The sequence below is a fragment of the Bradyrhizobium tropiciagri genome (assembly GCF_001189845.1).
GTDB lineage: Bacteria > Pseudomonadota > Alphaproteobacteria > Rhizobiales > Xanthobacteraceae > Bradyrhizobium > Bradyrhizobium tropiciagri.
Genome location: NZ_LFLZ01000116.1, coordinates 1 through 17,466, shown reverse-complemented (window position 1 = coordinate 17,466; position 17,466 = coordinate 1). Strand labels below are relative to the sequence as shown.

21 protein-coding genes, 1 tRNA gene and 1 pseudogene are annotated in these 17,466 nt (G+C 63.0%); 11 read left to right on the top strand and 12 right to left on the bottom strand.

Annotation, left to right across the window (positions count from 1 at the left end):
- Positions 1 to 116: 116 nt before the first annotated feature.
- Positions 117 to 362, bottom strand: coding sequence for a DUF2188 domain-containing protein (locus AKN84_RS42360; protein WP_016840968.1), 246 nt, complete (start codon positions 360 to 362; stop codon positions 117 to 119).
- Positions 363 to 483: 121 nt separating this feature from the next.
- Here AKN84_RS42360 and AKN84_RS42355 point away from each other — a divergent pair, with 121 nt between their 5' ends.
- Positions 484 to 750: a DUF2277 domain-containing protein gene (locus AKN84_RS42355; protein WP_050426269.1), complete on the top strand. Its 267-nt coding sequence runs from the start codon at positions 484 to 486 to the stop codon at positions 748 to 750.
- A gap of 87 nt (positions 751 to 837) precedes the next feature.
- Complete coding sequence (locus tag AKN84_RS42350; protein WP_050426266.1) at positions 838 to 1,065, top strand: hypothetical protein; 228 nt, start codon at positions 838 to 840, stop codon at positions 1,063 to 1,065.
- A 56-nt stretch (positions 1,066 to 1,121) separates the two neighbouring features.
- Here AKN84_RS42350 and AKN84_RS42345 read toward each other — a convergent pair whose 3' ends face one another.
- Positions 1,122 to 1,649 carry a collagen-like domain-containing protein gene (locus AKN84_RS42345; protein WP_050426265.1) on the bottom strand — a complete coding sequence of 176 codons (528 nt, stop codon included), beginning with the start codon at positions 1,647 to 1,649 and terminating at the stop codon, positions 1,122 to 1,124.
- A 130-nt stretch (positions 1,650 to 1,779) separates the two neighbouring features.
- Here AKN84_RS42345 and AKN84_RS42340 point away from each other — a divergent pair, with 130 nt between their 5' ends.
- A complete protein-coding gene (locus AKN84_RS42340) occupies positions 1,780 to 2,754 on the top strand; it encodes a hypothetical protein (protein WP_050426268.1) in 975 nt (324 codons plus the stop codon).
- Positions 2,755 to 2,953: 199 nt separating this feature from the next.
- Here AKN84_RS42340 and AKN84_RS42335 read toward each other — a convergent pair whose 3' ends face one another.
- A complete protein-coding gene (locus AKN84_RS42335) occupies positions 2,954 to 3,214 on the bottom strand; it encodes a helix-turn-helix domain-containing protein (RefSeq protein ID WP_050426264.1) in 261 nt (86 codons plus the stop codon).
- Between the two features lie 169 nt (positions 3,215 to 3,383).
- Complete coding sequence (locus AKN84_RS42330; protein WP_050426263.1) at positions 3,384 to 4,151, bottom strand: SDR family NAD(P)-dependent oxidoreductase; 768 nt, start codon at positions 4,149 to 4,151, stop codon at positions 3,384 to 3,386.
- A gap of 124 nt (positions 4,152 to 4,275) precedes the next feature.
- On the opposite strand from AKN84_RS42330, the gene AKN84_RS42325 reads away from it, so the two are divergent.
- Positions 4,276 to 4,749 carry a hypothetical protein gene (locus AKN84_RS42325; RefSeq protein ID WP_050426262.1) on the top strand — a complete coding sequence of 158 codons (474 nt, stop codon included), beginning with the start codon at positions 4,276 to 4,278 and terminating at the stop codon, positions 4,747 to 4,749.
- A gap of 101 nt (positions 4,750 to 4,850) precedes the next feature.
- Here AKN84_RS42325 and AKN84_RS42320 read toward each other — a convergent pair whose 3' ends face one another.
- Positions 4,851 to 5,105 (bottom strand): hypothetical protein, encoded by a 255-nt coding sequence (locus AKN84_RS42320; protein WP_050426261.1) that lies wholly within the window; start codon positions 5,103 to 5,105, stop codon positions 4,851 to 4,853.
- A gap of 261 nt (positions 5,106 to 5,366) precedes the next feature.
- On the opposite strand from AKN84_RS42320, the gene AKN84_RS42315 reads away from it, so the two are divergent.
- Positions 5,367 to 5,807 carry a hypothetical protein gene (locus AKN84_RS42315; protein ID WP_050426260.1) on the top strand — a complete coding sequence of 147 codons (441 nt, stop codon included), beginning with the start codon at positions 5,367 to 5,369 and terminating at the stop codon, positions 5,805 to 5,807.
- A gap of 3 nt (positions 5,808 to 5,810) precedes the next feature.
- A complete protein-coding gene (locus AKN84_RS42310) occupies positions 5,811 to 6,005 on the top strand; it encodes a hypothetical protein (RefSeq protein ID WP_050426259.1) in 195 nt (64 codons plus the stop codon).
- Positions 6,006 to 6,174: 169 nt separating this feature from the next.
- On the opposite strand, the gene AKN84_RS42305 is transcribed toward AKN84_RS42310, so the two are convergent.
- The 4 genes from AKN84_RS42305 to AKN84_RS42290 all read right to left on the bottom strand — a co-directional run bounded on the left by AKN84_RS42305 (position 6,175) and on the right by AKN84_RS42290 (position 9,761).
- Positions 6,175 to 6,756 (bottom strand): NUDIX hydrolase, encoded by a 582-nt coding sequence (locus AKN84_RS42305; protein WP_050426258.1) that lies wholly within the window; start codon positions 6,754 to 6,756, stop codon positions 6,175 to 6,177.
- Between the two features lie 19 nt (positions 6,757 to 6,775).
- Positions 6,776 to 7,219: a GNAT family acetyltransferase gene (locus AKN84_RS42300; RefSeq protein WP_050426267.1), complete on the bottom strand. Its 444-nt coding sequence runs from the start codon at positions 7,217 to 7,219 to the stop codon at positions 6,776 to 6,778.
- A gap of 14 nt (positions 7,220 to 7,233) precedes the next feature.
- Positions 7,234 to 8,661, bottom strand: a complete 1,428-nt coding sequence (locus AKN84_RS42295; RefSeq protein WP_050426257.1) for an FAD-binding oxidoreductase — start codon at positions 8,659 to 8,661, stop codon at positions 7,234 to 7,236.
- A 113-nt stretch (positions 8,662 to 8,774) separates the two neighbouring features.
- The gene (locus tag AKN84_RS42290; protein WP_050426256.1) at positions 8,775 to 9,761 is read right to left on the bottom strand and encodes an L-threonylcarbamoyladenylate synthase; all 987 of its coding nucleotides are present in this window, start codon (positions 9,759 to 9,761) and stop codon (positions 8,775 to 8,777) included.
- A gap of 79 nt (positions 9,762 to 9,840) precedes the next feature.
- On the opposite strand from AKN84_RS42290, the gene AKN84_RS42285 reads away from it, so the two are divergent.
- Positions 9,841 to 9,917: transfer RNA gene (locus AKN84_RS42285), tRNA-Pro, on the top strand.
- A 168-nt stretch (positions 9,918 to 10,085) separates the two neighbouring features.
- Here AKN84_RS42285 and AKN84_RS50535 read toward each other — a convergent pair.
- Positions 10,086 to 10,484, bottom strand: a pseudogene (locus tag AKN84_RS50535) (tyrosine-type recombinase/integrase); the annotation flags it as partial.
- Between the two features lie 54 nt (positions 10,485 to 10,538).
- Here AKN84_RS50535 and AKN84_RS50530 point away from each other — a divergent pair.
- Positions 10,539 to 10,961 carry a hypothetical protein gene (locus AKN84_RS50530; protein ID WP_347337389.1) on the top strand — a complete coding sequence of 141 codons (423 nt, stop codon included), beginning with the start codon at positions 10,539 to 10,541 and terminating at the stop codon, positions 10,959 to 10,961.
- A gap of 1,172 nt (positions 10,962 to 12,133) precedes the next feature.
- Positions 12,134 to 12,457, top strand: coding sequence for a DUF736 domain-containing protein (locus tag AKN84_RS42275; RefSeq protein WP_050426255.1), 324 nt, complete (start codon positions 12,134 to 12,136; stop codon positions 12,455 to 12,457).
- Positions 12,458 to 12,633: 176 nt separating this feature from the next.
- Here the strand turns inward: AKN84_RS42275 and AKN84_RS42270 are convergent, their stop codons facing one another.
- Together AKN84_RS42270 and AKN84_RS42265 are read right to left on the bottom strand one after the other, a co-directional pair.
- Complete coding sequence (locus AKN84_RS42270) at positions 12,634 to 13,269, bottom strand: Lrp/AsnC family transcriptional regulator (protein WP_050426254.1); 636 nt, start codon at positions 13,267 to 13,269, stop codon at positions 12,634 to 12,636.
- A gap of 306 nt (positions 13,270 to 13,575) precedes the next feature.
- The gene (locus AKN84_RS42265) at positions 13,576 to 14,982 is read right to left on the bottom strand and encodes a helix-turn-helix domain-containing protein (protein WP_050426253.1); all 1,407 of its coding nucleotides are present in this window, start codon (positions 14,980 to 14,982) and stop codon (positions 13,576 to 13,578) included.
- 134 nt (positions 14,983 to 15,116) lie between these two features.
- Here AKN84_RS42265 and AKN84_RS42260 point away from each other — a divergent pair, with 134 nt between their 5' ends.
- Both AKN84_RS42260 and AKN84_RS42255 read left to right on the top strand, forming a co-directional pair.
- Positions 15,117 to 16,646 (top strand): acyl-CoA carboxylase subunit beta, encoded by a 1,530-nt coding sequence (locus AKN84_RS42260; RefSeq protein ID WP_430649974.1) that lies wholly within the window; start codon positions 15,117 to 15,119, stop codon positions 16,644 to 16,646.
- A gap of 5 nt (positions 16,647 to 16,651) precedes the next feature.
- On the top strand, positions 16,652 to 17,466 hold an 815-nt coding region (locus AKN84_RS42255; RefSeq protein WP_128971658.1), incomplete at its 3' end, for an ATP-binding protein.

The window sequence follows — 17,466 nt, the reverse complement described above, 5'->3', positions numbered from 1 at the left end:
GGTGATTACGGTCCCTCGTTAGAGCTGCGCCCCCTCACCCGATTTGCTTCGACCTCTCCCCAACGGGGGAGAGGTAAAGCGAGCACGCAGCCAAACCTACCTGAACTCATCGCGCTCTAGCGGCCGTCCTCGACCTCGGTCTCCGGGCGGTCGTTGCCGGAGGCGGTCTCGGTCAGCCATTTGCCGTCCGAGGTCTCATACTGGATCGCCTCGGTGCGCCCGGGGACGCGCTGCTCGTTGGCGGCGCGCCGTGCGGCGGCAAGTGCCGCGGCATGGGTTGGAAACGGTTCCGAGAACACCCCGTTGACGGTATAGGCCCAGCCGCCGTCGTGCTGGACAACCTTGTAGATCACGTGGCTCATCCGGAACCCTCGTTTCCCTCGTGGACGATGAGGCTGCCAGAATAGACCACGATGTCGTATTTTGCAGCAGCCGATCGTCTTTGAGAGAGCCGCCCCGCTGGTGCGGGCGAGGGAGACCGACATGTGCCGTAATATCAAGACGCTGTTCAACTTCGAGCCGCCCGCCACCGAAGACGAGATCCACGCCTCGGCGCTGCAATTCGTGCGCAAATTGTCCGGCTTCAACAAGCCGTCGCAGTCCAATGAAGCTGCCTTCAATCTTGCCGTGGTCGAGGTTTCCGCTGCTGCGCGAAAACTCCTGATCTCGTTGCAGACCACGGCACCGGCGCGCGATCGCGAGGTCGAGGCGGAGAAGGCGAGGGAGCGCTCGCGCCTCCGGTTCGGCTGAGGCCCAGCGCATTCCGTGACGCAGGTCACGGTAAGGCGTCAGGCCACCGGGCATCATTGCCGTTCACCCCGGCCCCGGAGCAACGCCATGAAGCCTGCCGCCCTGCTCACACTCTGTTCGATTGCGTTCGCTGTGCTCTGGACTTGCGGCATGTTGTGGTCGAGCGGCACGATCGACCTCGCCAACGTCATCATCCTGTCGGCGTGCGGGGCGTTCGCGGGTGTTGCCTGGTACTACGCGATGCGCTGGGTGTTCCAGCTCATGCAACTCGCCAGGCCGTCCGATCCTCCGACCAATCCCCGGACCGAGCGGTGAGCCTGGCGCGCGACACGGACAGGGCTGGCCGTGTCGTCGCGCAATGACGACAAGAATTACTTCTTGTCCTTCTTGCGGTGCTTCTTCTTTTTCTTGTGATCGCCGTCTTCGTCGTCATCTTCCTCGAGATCGATGTCATCGACTTCAAGGGCGATAGCCTCCGCTGCCGCGCGCTCGACGGCATCGCGTTCAGCCTGCTCGGCGGCTTCACGCTCTTTGGTGCGCTTGTAGTCTTCCCAAGCGTCGAAGATCATGTGCAGCCACGGCATCACCTGCTCGATCGACGGCAGTTGGCCGGGCGGGCCGGCTTCACCGCGCGGGCCGGCTGGGCCCTGCGGCCCCTGTGGACCTGCTTCGCCGCGCGGACCCTGCACGCCTGCCTTGCCTTGCACCCCCGGCTTGCCTTGGGGACCTGCCTTTCCGACCACGCCCGCCTTGCCCTGCGGACCCGGCTTGCCGCGTGCACCTTCCGGCCCCGGCCGGCCGGGATGTCCCTGCGGTCCGGGCTTTCCCGGCTCGCCCTGACGGCCCTGCGGCCCCTGTGCCCCTCGTGCCCCCTGGCGGGAAGTTGTCTCGTCAGCCACTGATATGCTCCGTCGCGATCTGGAGCCGCTTGTAACAGAGGTTGGACGACGGCTTCAATTCTGCCGGCCGCCACCGATGCGAGCGATCAACAGTCATAATTCCGTGGGCATTATGACATCGGAGGACGCATTGCGGGTTCTGGACGGCAGCTACGGCGACGCATCGCAACCGCTCGACATCGTCGTGATGCGGCACGATGTGCTCGACGAAGCGGCCTTTCGTGGCACGGGTGTGCTCGAGCTCTATGAGGAGCTGTTTCCCGCGAGCGAGCGCGACAGCCCTGACGACATCGTGCGCTGGCTGCTGTCCGATGACGTCGGCGAGATCAGACAATTCAGCGTCGGCGGCCGCGAGCTGTCCTATCGCCTCGACTCGCGCTGCTTCATCCTGCGCGCCGCCGGGCGCGCGATCGGGCTCGGCTTCTTCACCTATGATCACGCAAGCCATCTGATCTTTTGCAACCATGTCGGCATCGGGAGGGCGTGGCGTGGCAGTGGCCTGGCGCGCGCGTTCTATCGCGAGATGGTCGACATGCTCGATGCGTTGTTTCCGCGCAACATCGGCGTGGTGCTCGAGGTCGAGCCGTTCGATCGCGACCGCGTGGCCGCGATCATCGCCGAACTCGAGCGGACGGGCAGGCGCCAACTCGCCGTGGACGAGCAGGACGAGATCCGCCGATTGCTGCGCGCGCGTTGGTACGACAAGCTCGGCTATGCCGTGTTCTGCAACGCTCGGACGATGCAGCCGCTCCTGTGCCGCTCGCCATGTCTTGATCCGTGCCTGCCGTCATCGGAGTGGGCCGGAGGCGAAGAAAATTACTGGCTGATGTGGCAGGCGCGGACCGGCGCGCCCTCCGCCGACAGGCGCGCAAGTGAGTTCTGGCAAGATGCCGTCGCCGCGATCTACGTCGAGATCCTCGCAAAGTCCCTCGTCGATGACGATCCGAATGGACGGCGCGACTATTGGGACTATGCGACCGCGCTGGTGGCCCGGACGATGCAACAGACCGCGACCACCGACATGCGTCTCGCGCGCGGCCTCGGTGAAGAGGACAGCGCGTTGCTGTCGCGCTGGCGGCGTCTTGCGATCGATCTCTCGATCTAGGGCCCGATGAGTTAGATCGAATTGCTTTGGCCACGTGCTCGCTTCACCTCTCCCCATTGGGGAGAGGTCGATTTGCGAAGCAAATCGGGTGAGGGGATACAGCTCTAACGAGAGACCGTAACCCTCACCCGGCGCTGCGCGCGACCTCTCCCAAAGGAGAGGTGAACTTCCGCTGCCACGCTTGAGGCTCTCCGGCCGGCTAGACCGCCGCGTGCTCGCTCAGCGGCACGTCGATGCCGTCGGCCGAATATTCGCGGATCTTGTTCCGCAAGGTTCGGACCGACAGTCCCAGCACGCGCGCGGCGCGGGTGCGGTTGCCGTCGCAGCGCGCGAGCGTTTGCAGCACCAGTTCCCGCTCGACCTCATCGACGGTCGCGCCGATCAGCAATGGGACGATTTCATTTGGAGCCAGCGACGGCAGCAGAGCTTCCGACGACGGTACGGTGGACGCGTATGACATGAACTCCTCCCGATCAACGCCCGCCTCGTCGATGAGGCGGAGACATCGAGAATCAACTACCCCGTAGATCCACGGTGTGCCGGTTTGGTTAACAAGTCGTTAACATCTCGCTAACTCCCTGCTTTGTAAGCAAAATACCCAGAAATCGCCACGATTGCGGTTCCATCCGTCACAGTGTCCGGTAGCCGCCGTCGACCATCACGATCGATCCGGAGACATAGGCCGACAGGTCCGAGGCGAGGAAGATCGCGGGGCCGACGATGTCCTCCGGCTTGCCGGCGCGGCCGAGCGGGGTGTGATCCATGAACACCTTCACGAGATCGGGATTGGTGGCGCGCACCTTCTCGTTCAGCGGCGTTTCGATGAAGCCGGGGCCGATCGCATTGACGCGCACGCCGTCCTTGCCGAGCTCGGCGGCCAGCGCCTTGGTGAAGCCGAGCACGCCGTGCTTGGAGGCGGTGTAGGCCGGCGAACTCGGCGTGCGCAGATGGACGAAGGACTGGATCGAGCCGATATTGACGATGCGCCCCTTGTTCTTGCGCAGCGGCGCGAGGAACGAATGGGTGACGTTGAAGACGCCGGTGAGATTGATCGAGATGATATCTTCCCAATCCTTGATCACGGCTTCATCGGCGCCGAGCATGCCGTTGCGGCGCGCGATGCCGGCATTGTTGACCAGGATCGAGACCGGCCCGACCTTGTCCGCGACCTGCTTGGCCATCGCGATGCAGGTGTCGCGATCGGTCACGTCGAGCGTAAAGCTTTCCGCCTTGCCGCCGGCGTTCCTGATCTCCCTGGCCGCTTCCGCCACCGCATCGCCGTTCATGTCGAGCAGCACCACCCGCGCGCCCTCGCGGCCGTAGCCGAGTGCGATGGCGCGCCCGATGCCCGAGCCTGCACCGGTGATGACGGCGATGTGATTGTCGAGAAGGGCCATGGCGTTTCCTCGTTCTGATTTGTTGATGTTGTCGACAACACTATTCAAAACTGCGCCAACCGAAACGCCAAGCCGCGTTTGCGCGTTGCTGTCATCCATATTCGGATGACAGTACGGACCGATCATGGACCCGCATATCAGACACTGGAAAGTTGCGATCGAGCGCTTTTGCGCGGTGGCCGATCCCGACTATCGCGAGATGGCCAAGATGATCGCCGAGATCGCCACGACCGATATCGACGAGACGCTGCGGCATGCGGCCGCACAGGTGCTGCCGATCCTGCGCCAGGCAGCGCTGAAGTCGGCCGACCGCCGCACCAAATCGATGGCGCTGCGCCGTCTCGGCATCGTCAGCGATGCGCTGCACATGCTGTCCGCGCCGCAGTTCGGCCGCCGCGGCCTGGCGCCGAAGGTGCTGTCGCAGGAAGAGCGCTACCGGCAATTGCTTGGCCTGCCGTTCGGCCGTCGCCTTGCGGCGACCGAGGTCCATCAGGCGTTCAAGCGCGCCGCCAAGACGGTGCATCCCGACGGCGGCGGCAACGGCGCCGCGTTCCTCGAACTTGCCGCCGCGCGTGACGCGCTGATCAAGCATCACTGATGCGTCAGCATCACTGATGCTCGATCGCGTGATGCCTGACAGCAGAAGAGCTGATACCGCGTGGTTGCCGCGTGTCCGCCCTGTGCGTGATCGGGGAGTGCTCAGAACGCGCAGGTGCCGTTGTTGAGCAGTCCGGTCTTGTAGGTGAACGCGGCGTCGAAGGTCGGCAGCTCCTCGCTGACGACGGCGAAGTTTGCGGGCCACGGCGTGGTCGGGATGCTCTGGTCCCAGATCTGGCAGAAACCGGTGTCTTGCCAGCGGATCAGATGATACGGGTTGGCGCTGGCGGGGCTTGCCGCGGCAAGCACGGACACGGTGGCGGCAATGGCGGCACAGGCAATCGCAAGACGACGCATCGAAAATCTCCGGTTTGAATATGTGAATGCTCCGCGAGAAAATCCTGGAGCTCAGGGGCCGATCGCCCCGGACATGCAGTGAGTGTTGCAACCCCGGGAACAGGTTCAACGCCGGTTGCACGGAAGCAGCCGTCAACAAATCGGCCGGCGCTGTGCCAAATTGCGCCGGGTCACGCGCTTGCTACAGTCGGCGCGTTGTGATTCGCGCACGACTGCGCGACGCAAGAAAATCGACGTGAGCAAATCTTGGGGAGACTGCACATGAAATTTACATCCACCCTTCGTGCCGCATTGGTCGCGCTGCTGGCGTTCACGGGACTTGCTTTCTCTTCGGCCGCCCGTGCCGACAGCGGCTTCGTGACGCTCACGATCTACAAGGCCGGATGGATCATCGGCGGCTCCGGCGGCAGCGGCGTGCTGACGTTCCGCGGCCGCTCCTATCGGCTCTCGACCGGTGGTCTCGATTACGGCCTGGTGTTCGGCGGCTCCAAGACCGTGCTGCGCGGCCGCGTCAGCAACATCAATCGTCCGTCCGACGTTGCCGGCGTCTACGGCGCGGCGGGCGCGGGGCTTGCCGTCGGCCGCGGCGCGCGCGCGATCGTGCTGACCAATCAGAAGGGCGCGGTGCTGGAGCTGACCGGCCATCAGGTCGGCCTGATGGCCAACGCCGATCTGAGCGGCCTTGCGATCACGATGCGGTAGACGATGCGTGGCGGCACCGGCAAGCAACTGATCGACGAGCCGGATCTGCAGCGCAAGTATCTCTCCGTCATCCTGAGGAGCGCGACTTCGCGCGTCTCGAAGGATGCACGGCCCGGCTGGTGGCCGATTCATCCTTCGAGGCTCGCCGAAGAGGCTCGCACCTCCAGCGACAACGGCAAAGCCGTTGCGCGGGGATGACGGGGCTAGAGGCCAGCGTGCGTCCGCGTGATTTCTGAATATTAGAAATGTACCCGTGAGTTGCCCGACGTGTCAAGTGGCCTGGTCGAACGCCGGCCGCCGGCTACGTTGCATGGGGTTGTTTTCGATATTTTGGCAGCGCGCGTCCCTCGCCGGAACGCGGCGGTACCTACCTGAACAGATGCAGCGCTGCGTATTGCAGCAGCATGATGGTCTTGGCGTCGACGATGCGGCCATCGCTGATCATGGCGAGCGCGTCGTCGATCGCAAGCTCCAGCACCTCGATATCCTCGCCCTCGTCGGCGAGCCCGCCGCCGTCACTGACGCGCATCGCCGCGTCGTATTCGGCGACGAAGAAATGCAGCTTCTCGGTTACCGCGCCCGGCGTCATGAAGGCTTCGAACACCTTGCGCACATGCGCGAGCCGGTAGCCGATCTCTTCCTCCGCTTCGGCGCGAATGCGTTCCTCCGGCGCGGCGTCATCGAGCATGCCGGCGGCGGCCTCGATCAGGAGATCATCATAACCGTTGGCGAAAGCGGGATAGCGGAACTGGCGCACCAGCACGACGGTGCGGGCCTTCAGATTGTAGGGCAACAGCACCGCGCCGTTGCCGCGGTCGTAGACCTCGCGCACCTGGGTCTGCCATTCGCCATTGCTGCGGCGGTAGTCGAAGGTCGCGCTTTTCAGCTCGTAGCGGCGCTTCGACAGCAGCTGGACGTCCTTGACGCGGACGCGGTCGGCGATGCTCATGCGTCGATCCTCAAACTTGTTACGGCGTCGCTTCGCGACCGTCGAGCCATTTGGCCAGCATCACCGAGGTGGATTCCTCGTAGCCGAGCGTTTGGTAGAATGCGCTCGCCTTGGCGTTCTCCCGCCGCACCAGCAATTGCAGCTTCGGCACGCCGGCTGCACGCAGCCAATCCTCGACCGCGGCCATCATGGTGCGGCCAAGGCCCTTGCCCTGGCGGTTGGGATCGACCGCGACGTAATAGACCCAGCCGCGATGGCCGTCATGGCCGACCATCGCGGTCGCGACGATCGCGCCGTCGTCGCGGCCGACCAGCACGGCCGAGCTCGGTCCGCGCCGCGCCAGCGCAATGTCGGAAGTGGGATCGTTCCAGGGCCGTGTCAGGCCGCAGGCCTGCCACAGCGCGACCACGGCAGAGATGTCGGCGTCGGTGATTGGTGCAATGGCGAGGGAGGGAGCGGGCATCGTCGCTTGCACGGTCACAGCACCTTGCCCGGGTTCATGATGCCGAGCGGATCGAGCATCGCCTTGACCTGCCGCATCAGCTCGATCGCGACCTTGTCCTTGACCTCAGGCAGTTCGTCGCGCTTGAGCACGCCGATGCCGTGCTCGGCCGAGATCGAGCCGCCCATCCGCAGCACGATGTCGAATACGACCGCGTTGACGTCGTGCCAGCGCGCCAGGAAGTCGGCCGCGTTGGCGCCGACCGGCTGGCTGACATTGTAGTGGATGTTGCCGTCGCCGAGATGGCCGAACGGTACCGGCCGTGCGCCCGGGATCAGCTGCACGACAGCCGCGTTGGCCTCGGCGATGAAGGCGGGCACCGCTGCGACCGGCACCGAGATGTCGTGCTTGATCGAGCCGCCCTCCGGCTTCTGCGCCGCAGACATTTCGTCGCGCAGCTTCCAGAACGCCTGGCGCTGGCTCAGATTGGCCGCGATCACGGCGTCGTCGACGATACCGTCTTCCATGCCCTGGGCGAGGATCGCCTCCAGCGTGTCGCGCGCATCGTCGCGCGACGACGACAATTCCATCAGCACGTACCAGGGATGCTTGCTCTCGAGCGGATCGCGGATATCGATGCCGTGGCGGATCGAGAAGTCGACCGCGATGTCGGCGAGCAGTTCGAAGCTCGTCAGGCTGCCGGCCGCCTCGTTGCGAGAGATCGACAGCAGCTTGAGGGCGGCCGCCGGCGATTTCAGGCCGACATAGGCGGTCTCGACCGCACGCGGCTTCGGAAACAGTTTTAAGGTCGCCGCGGTGATGATGCCGAGCGTGCCCTCGGCGCCGATGAAGAGGTTACGCAAATCGTAGCCGGTGTTGTCCTTCTTCAGCTTCGACAGCGCGTTCAGCACGCGGCCGTCGGCCAGCACGACCTCGAGCCCGATCGCCATCTCGCGCGCCACGCCGTAGGCGAGCGCTCCGGTGCCGCCGGCATTGGTCGAGAGGTTGCCGCCGATGGTGCAGCTGCCTTCGGCGCCGAGCGACAGCGGAAACAGCCGGTCGACATCGGCCGCCTTCTGTTGCGCGATCTGCAGCACCACGCCGGCCTCGCAGGTCATGGTGTTGGATTCGACGTCGATGTCGCGGATCTTGTCGAGGCGTCGCAGCGACACCACGACCTCACCATTGTGCGGCGTCTGGCCGCCGACCAGGCCGGTGTTGCCGCCCTGCGGCACCAGCGCGATCCTGTGCTCGGTCGCAAGCTTGCAGATCGCGGCGACCTCAGTGGTCGAGCCCGGACGCAGCACCAGCGGCGAACGGCCGTGGAACAGGTCGCGCTCCTCGGTGACGTAAGGCTGGATGTCGGCGGCATCGGTCACCGCATATTTCGCGCCGACGATGGCGCGGAATTTTTCCAGCAATTCGGGCGGAAGCGGCGGCACCGCTGATTGGACGATGTTCATTTTTTCTTGGTCTTTCACTCAGCCGGGGTTCTTAGTTCACGCATGACCTCGGCGCAAACGCGTCGCGTTTGTCGCGAGGGAAAACCGGTTTCCACTCTTCCGGGTCATGCTCGTTATCGCCCGACCGCTGCGCGGCGCAGCCGGTCATTGATGGCTTCGCCCAGCCCGTCCTCGGGAATGGGCATCACCGCGATAGCATCCGCGTTTCTTGTGTCGAGCGTGCGAAGGTAGCCGAACAGGTTGGCGGCGGCCTCGGCGAGATCGCCGCGCTCGGACAGATTCATCTCCACCGAGGCGCATTCGCGCCGCGCGACCTTGACCGGCCCGAACGACAGCAAGGCTTCACCGACATGGACGTCGCTGGCATTGAGCCGGACCGGGGTCCGCGGAGCGTAATGCGAGGCGAGCATGCCCGGGGCGATCGGCTGAGCGTCGTTCTCGGCATCCTGCGGTGGCGATTGCAAGGGATGGCCGAGCACGCGCTCGATCTCGGCGCGGGTCAGTCCGCCCGGCCGCAGCAGCACCGGATCGGAGAAGCAGCCGACGATGGTGGATTCGACGCCGACCTCGACCGGGCCGCCGTCGACGATCATGTCGATCCGGCCGGCCAGATCGCCGTTCACATGCCCGGCGGTGGTGGGCGAGACATGGCCGGAGAGATTGGCCGATGGTGCCACCACGGCACCGCCGAACGCCTTGATGATGTCGCGAGCCACCTTGTGGGCCGGGATGCGTATCGCGACCGTGTCGAGCCCGGCGGTCGCGAGTTCCGCAACCGGGCAGGACAGCGCCTTCGGCAGCACCAGGGTCAGGGGGCCGGGCCAGAACGCATCCGCCAGCCGCAGGGCCTGCCCGTTGAACAGGGCGATCCGGCGGGCGGCGCCGAGATCGGCGACATGGGCGATCAGCGGGTTGAAGGCCGGCCGGCCCTTGGCCTGGTAGAGCCGGGCGATCGCAGAGGCGTTGCCGGCATCGGCGCCGAGGCCGTAAACCGTCTCGGTCGGAAACGCTACCAGGCCGCCCTCGGCCAAAACCCCGGCGGCGGAGGCCGTGGCGGCGGCGCCGGCGGGCAATACGTGCGTTTTCAGACCTGTATCCACTGTGACTAGATTCCTCAATTGGGTGCCCTGTGGTCCCTTGCGGTCCCCGAAACCCGACGCTATAAGCCCGGCTCTCAGTCGGAGTGTGGCTCAGCCCGGTAGAGCACTGCGTTCGGGACGCAGGGGTCGCAGGTTCGAATCCTGCCACTCCGACCAGATTTCCTTAGGTTTTTTGTTCTCATCGGTGGCTGTTCCCGAGTCAACCACCGATTTGACCACCGAAACATACCGCGCTTTTTGGCCAATGGCTGCCGCCGCCCCATGCAAATGATCGGGATGGTGATGGCCATAGGTATCTTGCAGGACCTCCGGCGACATGCCGAGGAACCCAGCAGCCTCCCAGATCGGCACGCCGCGCTGCATTAGCCAGGTTGCCGCCGTGTGGCGCAACGTGTGCGGAGTGACTTTCCCGGGCAGCTTGGCCAGATCCACGGCAGATTTGAAGCCCTTCTTCACGGAAGCGACCGGCTTGCCATTGAACTCAACGAAGCAGGTGTCGATCAGCTTGCGGTCTTTCCAACGACGCAAATGAGCCAGTAGCCGGGGCGGAAGTGGAGCTGGGGTCTGACGCTTCTTGGTCGCCCGCTTCCCGATCGGCCTTCGGTAAAAGATACCACGCTCGAGATCAACGTACGAGTGCCCAAGCTCGGGGTATGGCGATGCCGCTGCGATCGCGCCCGCCCGCGTGCCGGTGTAGAGACCAATCAGGATAAATCTGGCCACGTGTCGCAATGGCCGGCGATCGGTCCGTACCGGGGCGCCCTTTGAGCTGCCAACGTGGATCGTCTGCTTTTCGCGATAGCGCCAACATTGCCAAATCAAGGCTGCGGCCTCTGTGCGCGTCAGCCACCGGTCGCGCGCCTCACCTTTCGGCGGGAGGGATACGCGAACCGTGCCACGGTGAAAGCCCTCCTTTGCATGATGGTTGATCGTGGCGCGGAACGTCTCGAGGTCACGACGCGCGCCGCCCCGGCTGCCGCGATGTTTGACGTAGCCTGCACAGGCTTGCGCGTTGACTGCCGACAGCTTCTTGCCGCCCCAGAAATCGTTGAGCCGCTCGATCCTTGCCTCAATTTCAAACTGATCACCTGGCTCGCCGATATCGGTCAGATAGATCGACAGCACGTCGGCGCAATCGATGGCGTCGATATCTCTTCGACTGCGCTCCGGTTGATATTTTTGCGCGATGTAGTTCGCTAGCGCCTGCTCTGCTTTCTGCGGAGGCTTTGTTTCAGACGCGCTCGCAATGCATCCTGTGGCGATATGTCGGTCGCCGTCTTTGATAATCCAGACGGACTGGGCGACGAGGTTGCCGTCGCGATACCGAGCTTTGCGTCTATAGAGCCGGGCTCCTTTGCTTGGACGCGGCATAATTCCCTCATTCTCTCTATATGAAAGAGTGTCGTGTAATCCTTGCCCGCGATGCGCTCGACAATGAGTCTCCCTCGAGCACTCTCTCTGCGCAACCCGGAAGCGGTCATTGAACCATCGGGAAAAGCCACGGCGGCTGCCACAGAAAGCCGAAGCGGGTCGTGGAGATTAATGGCTTCGCGGTGCTTTGATGTGTCGAATGTATTCCTGCGCTGATCAAAAATACGATTCTGATCAGCGTTGTCGTTTCTGATAAGCCGCCCCGTGGTACCGGACGTCTCGAGATTGTCAGAGCCCATTGGCACATACAATCAACCCGTTGACGGCAACTCAATTGCGACGAGCCGCAGTTTGGGCCGATATGAGCGGGCAGGAAGAATGCCTGGGACGGGAGCACCAGCGTTATCCTAGGTGCGGATATTGATCACTTTTGCGAAAAGCCGCATTCACGTTTTTCGTTGCGGCTGAGTTCTTGACTGGCCAATGTCCGCTGCTGTCGCTAGTGCGCGCGAAACAGGCTCGTTGAAGTTCACCGGTGCACCCGGCCATCGCGGCGATCCACACGCCGGCCAATGGGTCTTCCGAATCCCGTCCAACAATATCCGGCAGTTGCTGGACATGGCCTGCTGAATTCTATCCGGTCGCACGTTTTGTCGGTACTGGCAGATTTGACAGGTGGAGCATTGGCCTGACGAGCCCGCGGGCACGCTTCGGTTCGGGATACTCAATGCGCTCGATGTCTGTCTTTCCGCTGCTCCAGTGGACGATTTCCCTGCTGATGGACGTGACGACCTATGGCGACCGTCCCGCCCTCCGAAACCCTCGCTTGCTTCTTTTTTCCCCGCCGGCAAGCCGGCTCCTCGCGGCCGCTTCGCTGCAAAAAAGGCGCGAGCTCGGGTGCGCCGCTGACGCTTCGCCCCAGGGGGTCGGCTGCGTTCCGGCCGCCATGACGGTCTCGCCATCGCAGGGGATCGGCCCAGCAGCAACGAAGGAGACAGACCATGACTGCAATCGGATTCGTCACCCGCACCGACAACGGCGGCTTCACGGGCGAGCTCAAGACCTTGTCCATCCGTGCCGGCATCGACATCGTCCCTAACCGCAGCAAGTCGACTGAGGCTCAGCCGGATTTCCGCATCCTCGCCCAGGGTGTCGAGATCGGAGCCGGCTGGATCCGGCGCGGCGAAAGCAGCGGCAAGGACTACGTCAGCCTGTCACTTGCGGCACCTGAACTCGGGTCTCGCAAGCTCTACGCCAATCTTGGCCGAGCCGTCGGGCTGGGCGATGACAACGGCTTCTTCCTGATCTGGAATCCTGGTGACTAGCTGTCGATCCTGGGCTCCCGCACCTCACGCGGGAGCCTTTCTCCGTGGCCGGCTTTTGACCGTCGCGTTCCGCGCGCGCACGGTCGAACACGGAACGGCACTCGATCTTTGTGCGTTGGAGCAAAAAACACGAACAACGAGCGCAAGCTCGAGACTGTTCTCCAGTGCGCCGTTGTCTACGGGAGGCTTGAGGGGTACTGCCCGTCACCTCGCAAAATCCGCGAAGTCTCGGGATTCATGCCGCCATCGATCCGCGCCTGGGGCGAGGCGTCGTATTGTGGTTTGGCGGGCCTGTCGAGGCGCCTGGAAGAGCTGCACGGCCTGACCTGAACTGGTCGGTTCGTGTCGATGGGGAGCACCGTCTTGTGAGATATCCGCTTCAGGGCCAGGTTCGAGCGGATGCTCGATACCCCGGTTATGCGGGAGAGCTTGTTTACGATGAGATCCTCAAGAGCCTCGATATCAGACACCATAACGCGGAGAAGGTAATCGTTGTCCCCGGTCATCAGGTAGCATTCCATCACCTCGCCAAGGCGATCGATTGAACGCGTAAAGCTCTCGAGTGATGGCTGGGCCTGCCTTTCAAGCTTAACTTGTATGAATGCCGTAACGCCGATGCCGAGAACTGCGGGATCCAGCACCGCAATTCGCCGGTCAATGACGCCGAGTTTTTCGAGCGTTCGAACTCGGGCGAGACACGGAGACGGTGAGAGATTGACGCGGGAAGCGAGTTCAACGTTGGTCAAACTCGCGTTCTGCTGCAGTTCATTCAAGATCTTTATGTCGATCCTGTCCAAAGCCGTCGTCGTCATTTCGTTCTCCCATGGGCAAGCATTCGTCGCCCCATCGAGGCCCGGCCCCTCGCGTTATTCCGCGTGGTGACATCTCGATGAAACAAATGCTACCTCTCGCCCGGGCATGTAGAATTTCGATAAAATGACGACTTGTATCGAAAAACGGTCAATCTGATCTTGCCGCCCGAACACGTGGCCTGCGCGCCGTTGACTGCTGCTGTCGTGATGAGCAACGCGATTGCAATCTGTGCACTGATTTGGTCGCCGGAACTGAACCCGTGCCCAAGCCCGCAATCATTGGGATCGCAGCCGCCGTCAACGGACCTAGCCGGGTAATTGGTAGGGCAGTATGTCCCTGCGATCGCGGTCTATTCTCAATCTGCTCTTGAGCGGCGGGATCGCGCGTTGAGAACAGTTGGTCCGCTCGCAGATTCGACAAGAAATTCCGATCGGGTCGAAAGTGCCTTTGCTTGTGAGGTCGAGCCCGTCTGCATATACGAAATCTTTTGCATAGGAGACTTCGCATCCCAGCGCGATGGCATAGCGCGGACGAGGAGAGCCGAAGCCGCCCCGGCCTTTCGAAAGTTCGGTTGCGATGCAAAGAAATCGAATGCCGTCCGGTGTCTCGGCGAGTTGCCGAATGATTTGGCTTGGGGCCTCGAATGCCTGGTGCGCATTCCAGAGCGGGCAGGCGGCTCCGTAGCGTGCAAATTGCAGTTTTGCCGCGCTGTGGCGTTTGGTGATGTTCCCGGCGCGGTCCAATCGGGCGAAGAAAACGGGCACACCCTTCAGGCCTTGCCGTTGAAGGGTAGACAAGCGATGAGCAACCTGTTCCAGGCTTGCGCCGAACCTGGTCGCGAGCAATTCAAGATCGTGCCGCAGCTCTCGAGCGGATTGCAGGAATCGTTGGTACGGTAGAATGAGAGCGCCCGCAAAATAGTTTCGCAATCCGGCGGCACACACGTTTCGCGCATCGACTGATCGAAATGTCGCTTTATCTGCAATCTGACCAATCCGTTCTTCTTCTTCAAGAGCCGCGATTTGCAGGGCAATCTGGAAGGTTCGGGTTGGTGTCGGCAGATATTGGCTCAGAAAAAGCGTGCGCGATGCGCGATCGAATTGCCGCAATGAAGTCTCGTTCGGACCGCTCTGGCGAATCTGCACGCCATGTTTCGATCCCAGGTAGCTGATCAACGCGGTCGTCGCGTTGCTGTCGGGAATATTCAGCCGGTCGGCAAGAGCCTCGGCCGCGGTATCCAACTCATGGACGTAATTGTCGACCAGGTGAAAGAAATCGCGAACTTCCTCATAAGCCGTCGGTTCTCCCGCCAGGTTGGCGATCTGGCCATCCAGGCTGGCGAGCTGCTCGCTGTCGCGCCGATATGCCTGATGCGCGTTCAGGAGCGCTTGAGCAAAACCGGGAGCGTTCTGAACCACCAGCTTCAACTCTTGTATGCTGGGCGTGTAGGAGGCGAAGATCGGATCAGCCAACGACTCGGCCAGCATCGAAATGACCTTGTCGCTGTCGTTGAGCGATAAAGAGCTCAGGTCGACCTGACATTTTTCGGCAAGCAGCACCAGCACGGAGGCCGAAACCGGCCGCTGATTGTTCTCGATCTGATTCAGGTAACTGAGCGAGATGCCCAGCCGCTCAGCGAATGCCGCCTGGGTGAGCCTGGAGCTCTCCCTTATCTCGCGGAACCTGCGACCGATATAGAGCTTTCCTGCCATTTGCAACTTCGCAATTTGCGGTTTTCAATTCTGTAACATGTGCAAATGCGCGTCTTCAAGCCTTCTCAGGTCTCGGATCGCTTGTATATGGCGGGGTAAGGCCTGCTCGCGGACCCACCTGGGGGTGTTGTGTGATCTCCACAATTGAAGCTCTTGAAGAACGTCGCGCCGGCGCAAGACGCGGCGGCGGCGAAAAGCGCATCGAGGCACAGCACGCCCGCGGCAAGCTGACCGCCCGCGAGCGGATCGAGCTTTTGCTGGACAAGGGCTCGTTCGAGGAATTCGACATGTTCGTCGAGCACCGCTCGATCGAGTTCGGCATGGAGAAGACCAAGATCCCCGGCGACGGCGTCGTCACCGGCTGGGGCACGGTCAATGGCCGCAAGACCTTTGTCTTTGCCAAGGACTTCACGGTGTTCGGCGGCTCGCTGTCCGAGACCCACGCGCTGAAGATCACGAAACTTCAGGACATGGCGATGAAGGCGAGGGCGCCGATCATCGGCCTCTATGACGCCGGCGGCGCGCGCATCCAGGAGGGCGTAGCTGCCTTGGCGGGCTATTCCTATGTGTTCCGCCGCAATGTGCAGGCTTCGGGCGTGATCCCGCAGATCTCCGTCATCATGGGCCCCTGCGCCGGCGGCGATGTCTATTCGCCCGCGATGACCGACTTCATCTTCATGGTGAAGAACACCAGCTACATGTTCGTCACCGGCCCCGACGTGGTGAAGACCGTCACCAACGAGGTGGTGACGGCGGAAGAACTCGGCGGCGCCTCGGTGCACGCGACGCGCTCCTCGATCGCCGATGGCGCGTTCGAGAACGACGTCGATGCACTGTTGCAGATGCGCCGGCTGATCGACTTCCTGCCGTCGAACAACACCGACGGCGTGCCGGAATGGCCGAGCTTCGACCACATCGGCCGGGTCGACATGTCGCTCGACACGCTGATCCCCGACAATCCGAACAAGCCCTATGACATGAAGGAGCTGATCCTGAAGGTGGTCGACGAGGGCGACTTCTTCGAGATCTCGGAGACCTTCGCCAAGAACATCGTCACCGGCTTCGGCCGCATCGCCGGCCGCACGGTGGGCTTCGTCGCCAACCAGCCGATGGTGCTGGCGGGCGTGCTCGACAGCGACGCTTCACGGAAGGCCGCGCGCTTCGTCCGCTTCTGCGATGCCTTCAACATCCCGATCGTCACCTTCGTCGACGTGCCGGGCTTCCTGCCGGGCACGAGCCAAGAATATGGCGGCCTGATCAAGCACGGCGCCAAGCTGCTGTTCGCCTATTCGCAGTGCACGGTGCCGCTCGTCACCATCATCACCCGCAAGGCCTATGGCGGCGCCTTCGACGTCATGGCGTCGAAGGAAATCGGCGCCGACATGAACTATGCCTGGCCGACCGCACAGATCGCCGTGATGGGCGCCAAGGGCGCGGTGGAGATCATCTTCCGCAGTGACGTCGGCGATCCCGACAAGATCGCGGCGCGCACCAAGGAATACGAAGACCGCTTCCTGTCCCCCTTCATCGCCGCCGAGCGCGGCTACATCGACGACGTCATCATGCCGCACTCGACGAGGCGGCGGATCGCGCGGGCGCTGGCCATGCTCAGGGATAAGAAGGTCGAGATGCCGGCGAAGAAACACGACAATTTGCCCCTGTGAAGAGCATGTTCAAACGAATCCTGATCGCCAACCGCGGCGAGATCGCCTGCCGGGTCATCAAGACTGCGCGCCGTATGGGGATTGAGACGGTTGCCGTCTACTCCGGGGCCGACCGCGACGCGCTGCATGTCGAGATGGCTGACGAAGCCGTGTTGATCGGACCGCCCGCCGCGGCCGAGAGCTATCTTCTGATCGACAAGATCGTCGAGGCCTGCCGCAAGACCGGCGCCCAGGCGGTGCATCCCGGCTACGGCTTCCTGTCCGAGCGCGAGGCATTTCCGCGCGCGCTGGAAGCCGCCGGCATCGTGTTCATCGGCCCGAACCCCGGCGCGATCGCCGCGATGGGCGACAAGATCGAATCCAAGAAGGCGGCTGCAAAGGCGAAGGTCTCGACCGTACCGGGCCATCTCGGCGTCATCGAGGACGACAAGCATGCCGTCCAGATCGCCGACGAGATCGGCTACCCCGTGATGATCAAGGCTTCCGCCGGCGGCGGCGGCAAGGGCATGCGCATCGCGCATTCGAAGGCGGAGGTCGCCGAAGGTTTCAACCTCGCCAAGGCTGAAGCCAAGTCGTCATTCGGCGACGACCGCGTCTTCATCGAGAAGTTCATCGTCGATCCCCGGCATATCGAAATCCAGGTGCTCGGCGACGAGCATGGCAACGTGATCTATCTCGGCGAGCGCGAGTGCTCGATCCAGCGCCGCAACCAGAAGGTCATCGAGGAAGCGCCGTCGCCGCTGCTCGACGAGCAGACCCGCCGCAAGATGGGCGAGCAGGCCGTCGCGCTGGCCAAGGCCGTCAACTACGATTCGGCCGG

Bases quoted from the DNA above. Each gene is read 5' to 3' on its own strand.
- AKN84_RS42360 (WP_016840968.1), bottom strand. From the start codon at position 362: ATGAGCCACGTGATCTACAAGGTTGTCCAGCACGACGGCGGCTGGGCC.
- AKN84_RS42355 (WP_050426269.1), top strand. From the start codon at position 484: ATGTGCCGTAATATCAAGACGCTGTTCAACTTCGAGCCGCCCGCCACC.
- AKN84_RS42350 (WP_050426266.1), top strand. From the start codon at position 838: ATGAAGCCTGCCGCCCTGCTCACACTCTGTTCGATTGCGTTCGCTGTG.
- AKN84_RS42335 (WP_050426264.1), bottom strand. From the start codon at position 3,214: ATGTCATACGCGTCCACCGTACCGTCGTCGGAAGCTCTGCTGCCGTCG.
- AKN84_RS42330 (WP_050426263.1), bottom strand. From the start codon at position 4,151: ATGGCCCTTCTCGACAATCACATCGCCGTCATCACCGGTGCAGGCTCG.
- AKN84_RS42325 (WP_050426262.1), top strand. From the start codon at position 4,276: ATGGACCCGCATATCAGACACTGGAAAGTTGCGATCGAGCGCTTTTGC.
- AKN84_RS42320 (WP_050426261.1), bottom strand. From the start codon at position 5,105: ATGCGTCGTCTTGCGATTGCCTGTGCCGCCATTGCCGCCACCGTGTCC.
- AKN84_RS42315 (WP_050426260.1), top strand. From the start codon at position 5,367: ATGAAATTTACATCCACCCTTCGTGCCGCATTGGTCGCGCTGCTGGCG.
- AKN84_RS42310 (WP_050426259.1), top strand. From the start codon at position 5,811: ATGCGTGGCGGCACCGGCAAGCAACTGATCGACGAGCCGGATCTGCAG.
- AKN84_RS42305 (WP_050426258.1), bottom strand. From the start codon at position 6,756: ATGAGCATCGCCGACCGCGTCCGCGTCAAGGACGTCCAGCTGCTGTCG.
- AKN84_RS42300 (WP_050426267.1), bottom strand. From the start codon at position 7,219: ATGCCCGCTCCCTCCCTCGCCATTGCACCAATCACCGACGCCGACATC.
- AKN84_RS42295 (WP_050426257.1), bottom strand. From the start codon at position 8,661: ATGAACATCGTCCAATCAGCGGTGCCGCCGCTTCCGCCCGAATTGCTG.
- AKN84_RS42275 (WP_050426255.1), top strand. From the start codon at position 12,134: ATGACTGCAATCGGATTCGTCACCCGCACCGACAACGGCGGCTTCACG.
- AKN84_RS42270 (WP_050426254.1), bottom strand. From the start codon at position 13,269: ATGACGACGACGGCTTTGGACAGGATCGACATAAAGATCTTGAATGAA.
- AKN84_RS42265 (WP_050426253.1), bottom strand. From the start codon at position 14,982: ATGGCAGGAAAGCTCTATATCGGTCGCAGGTTCCGCGAGATAAGGGAG.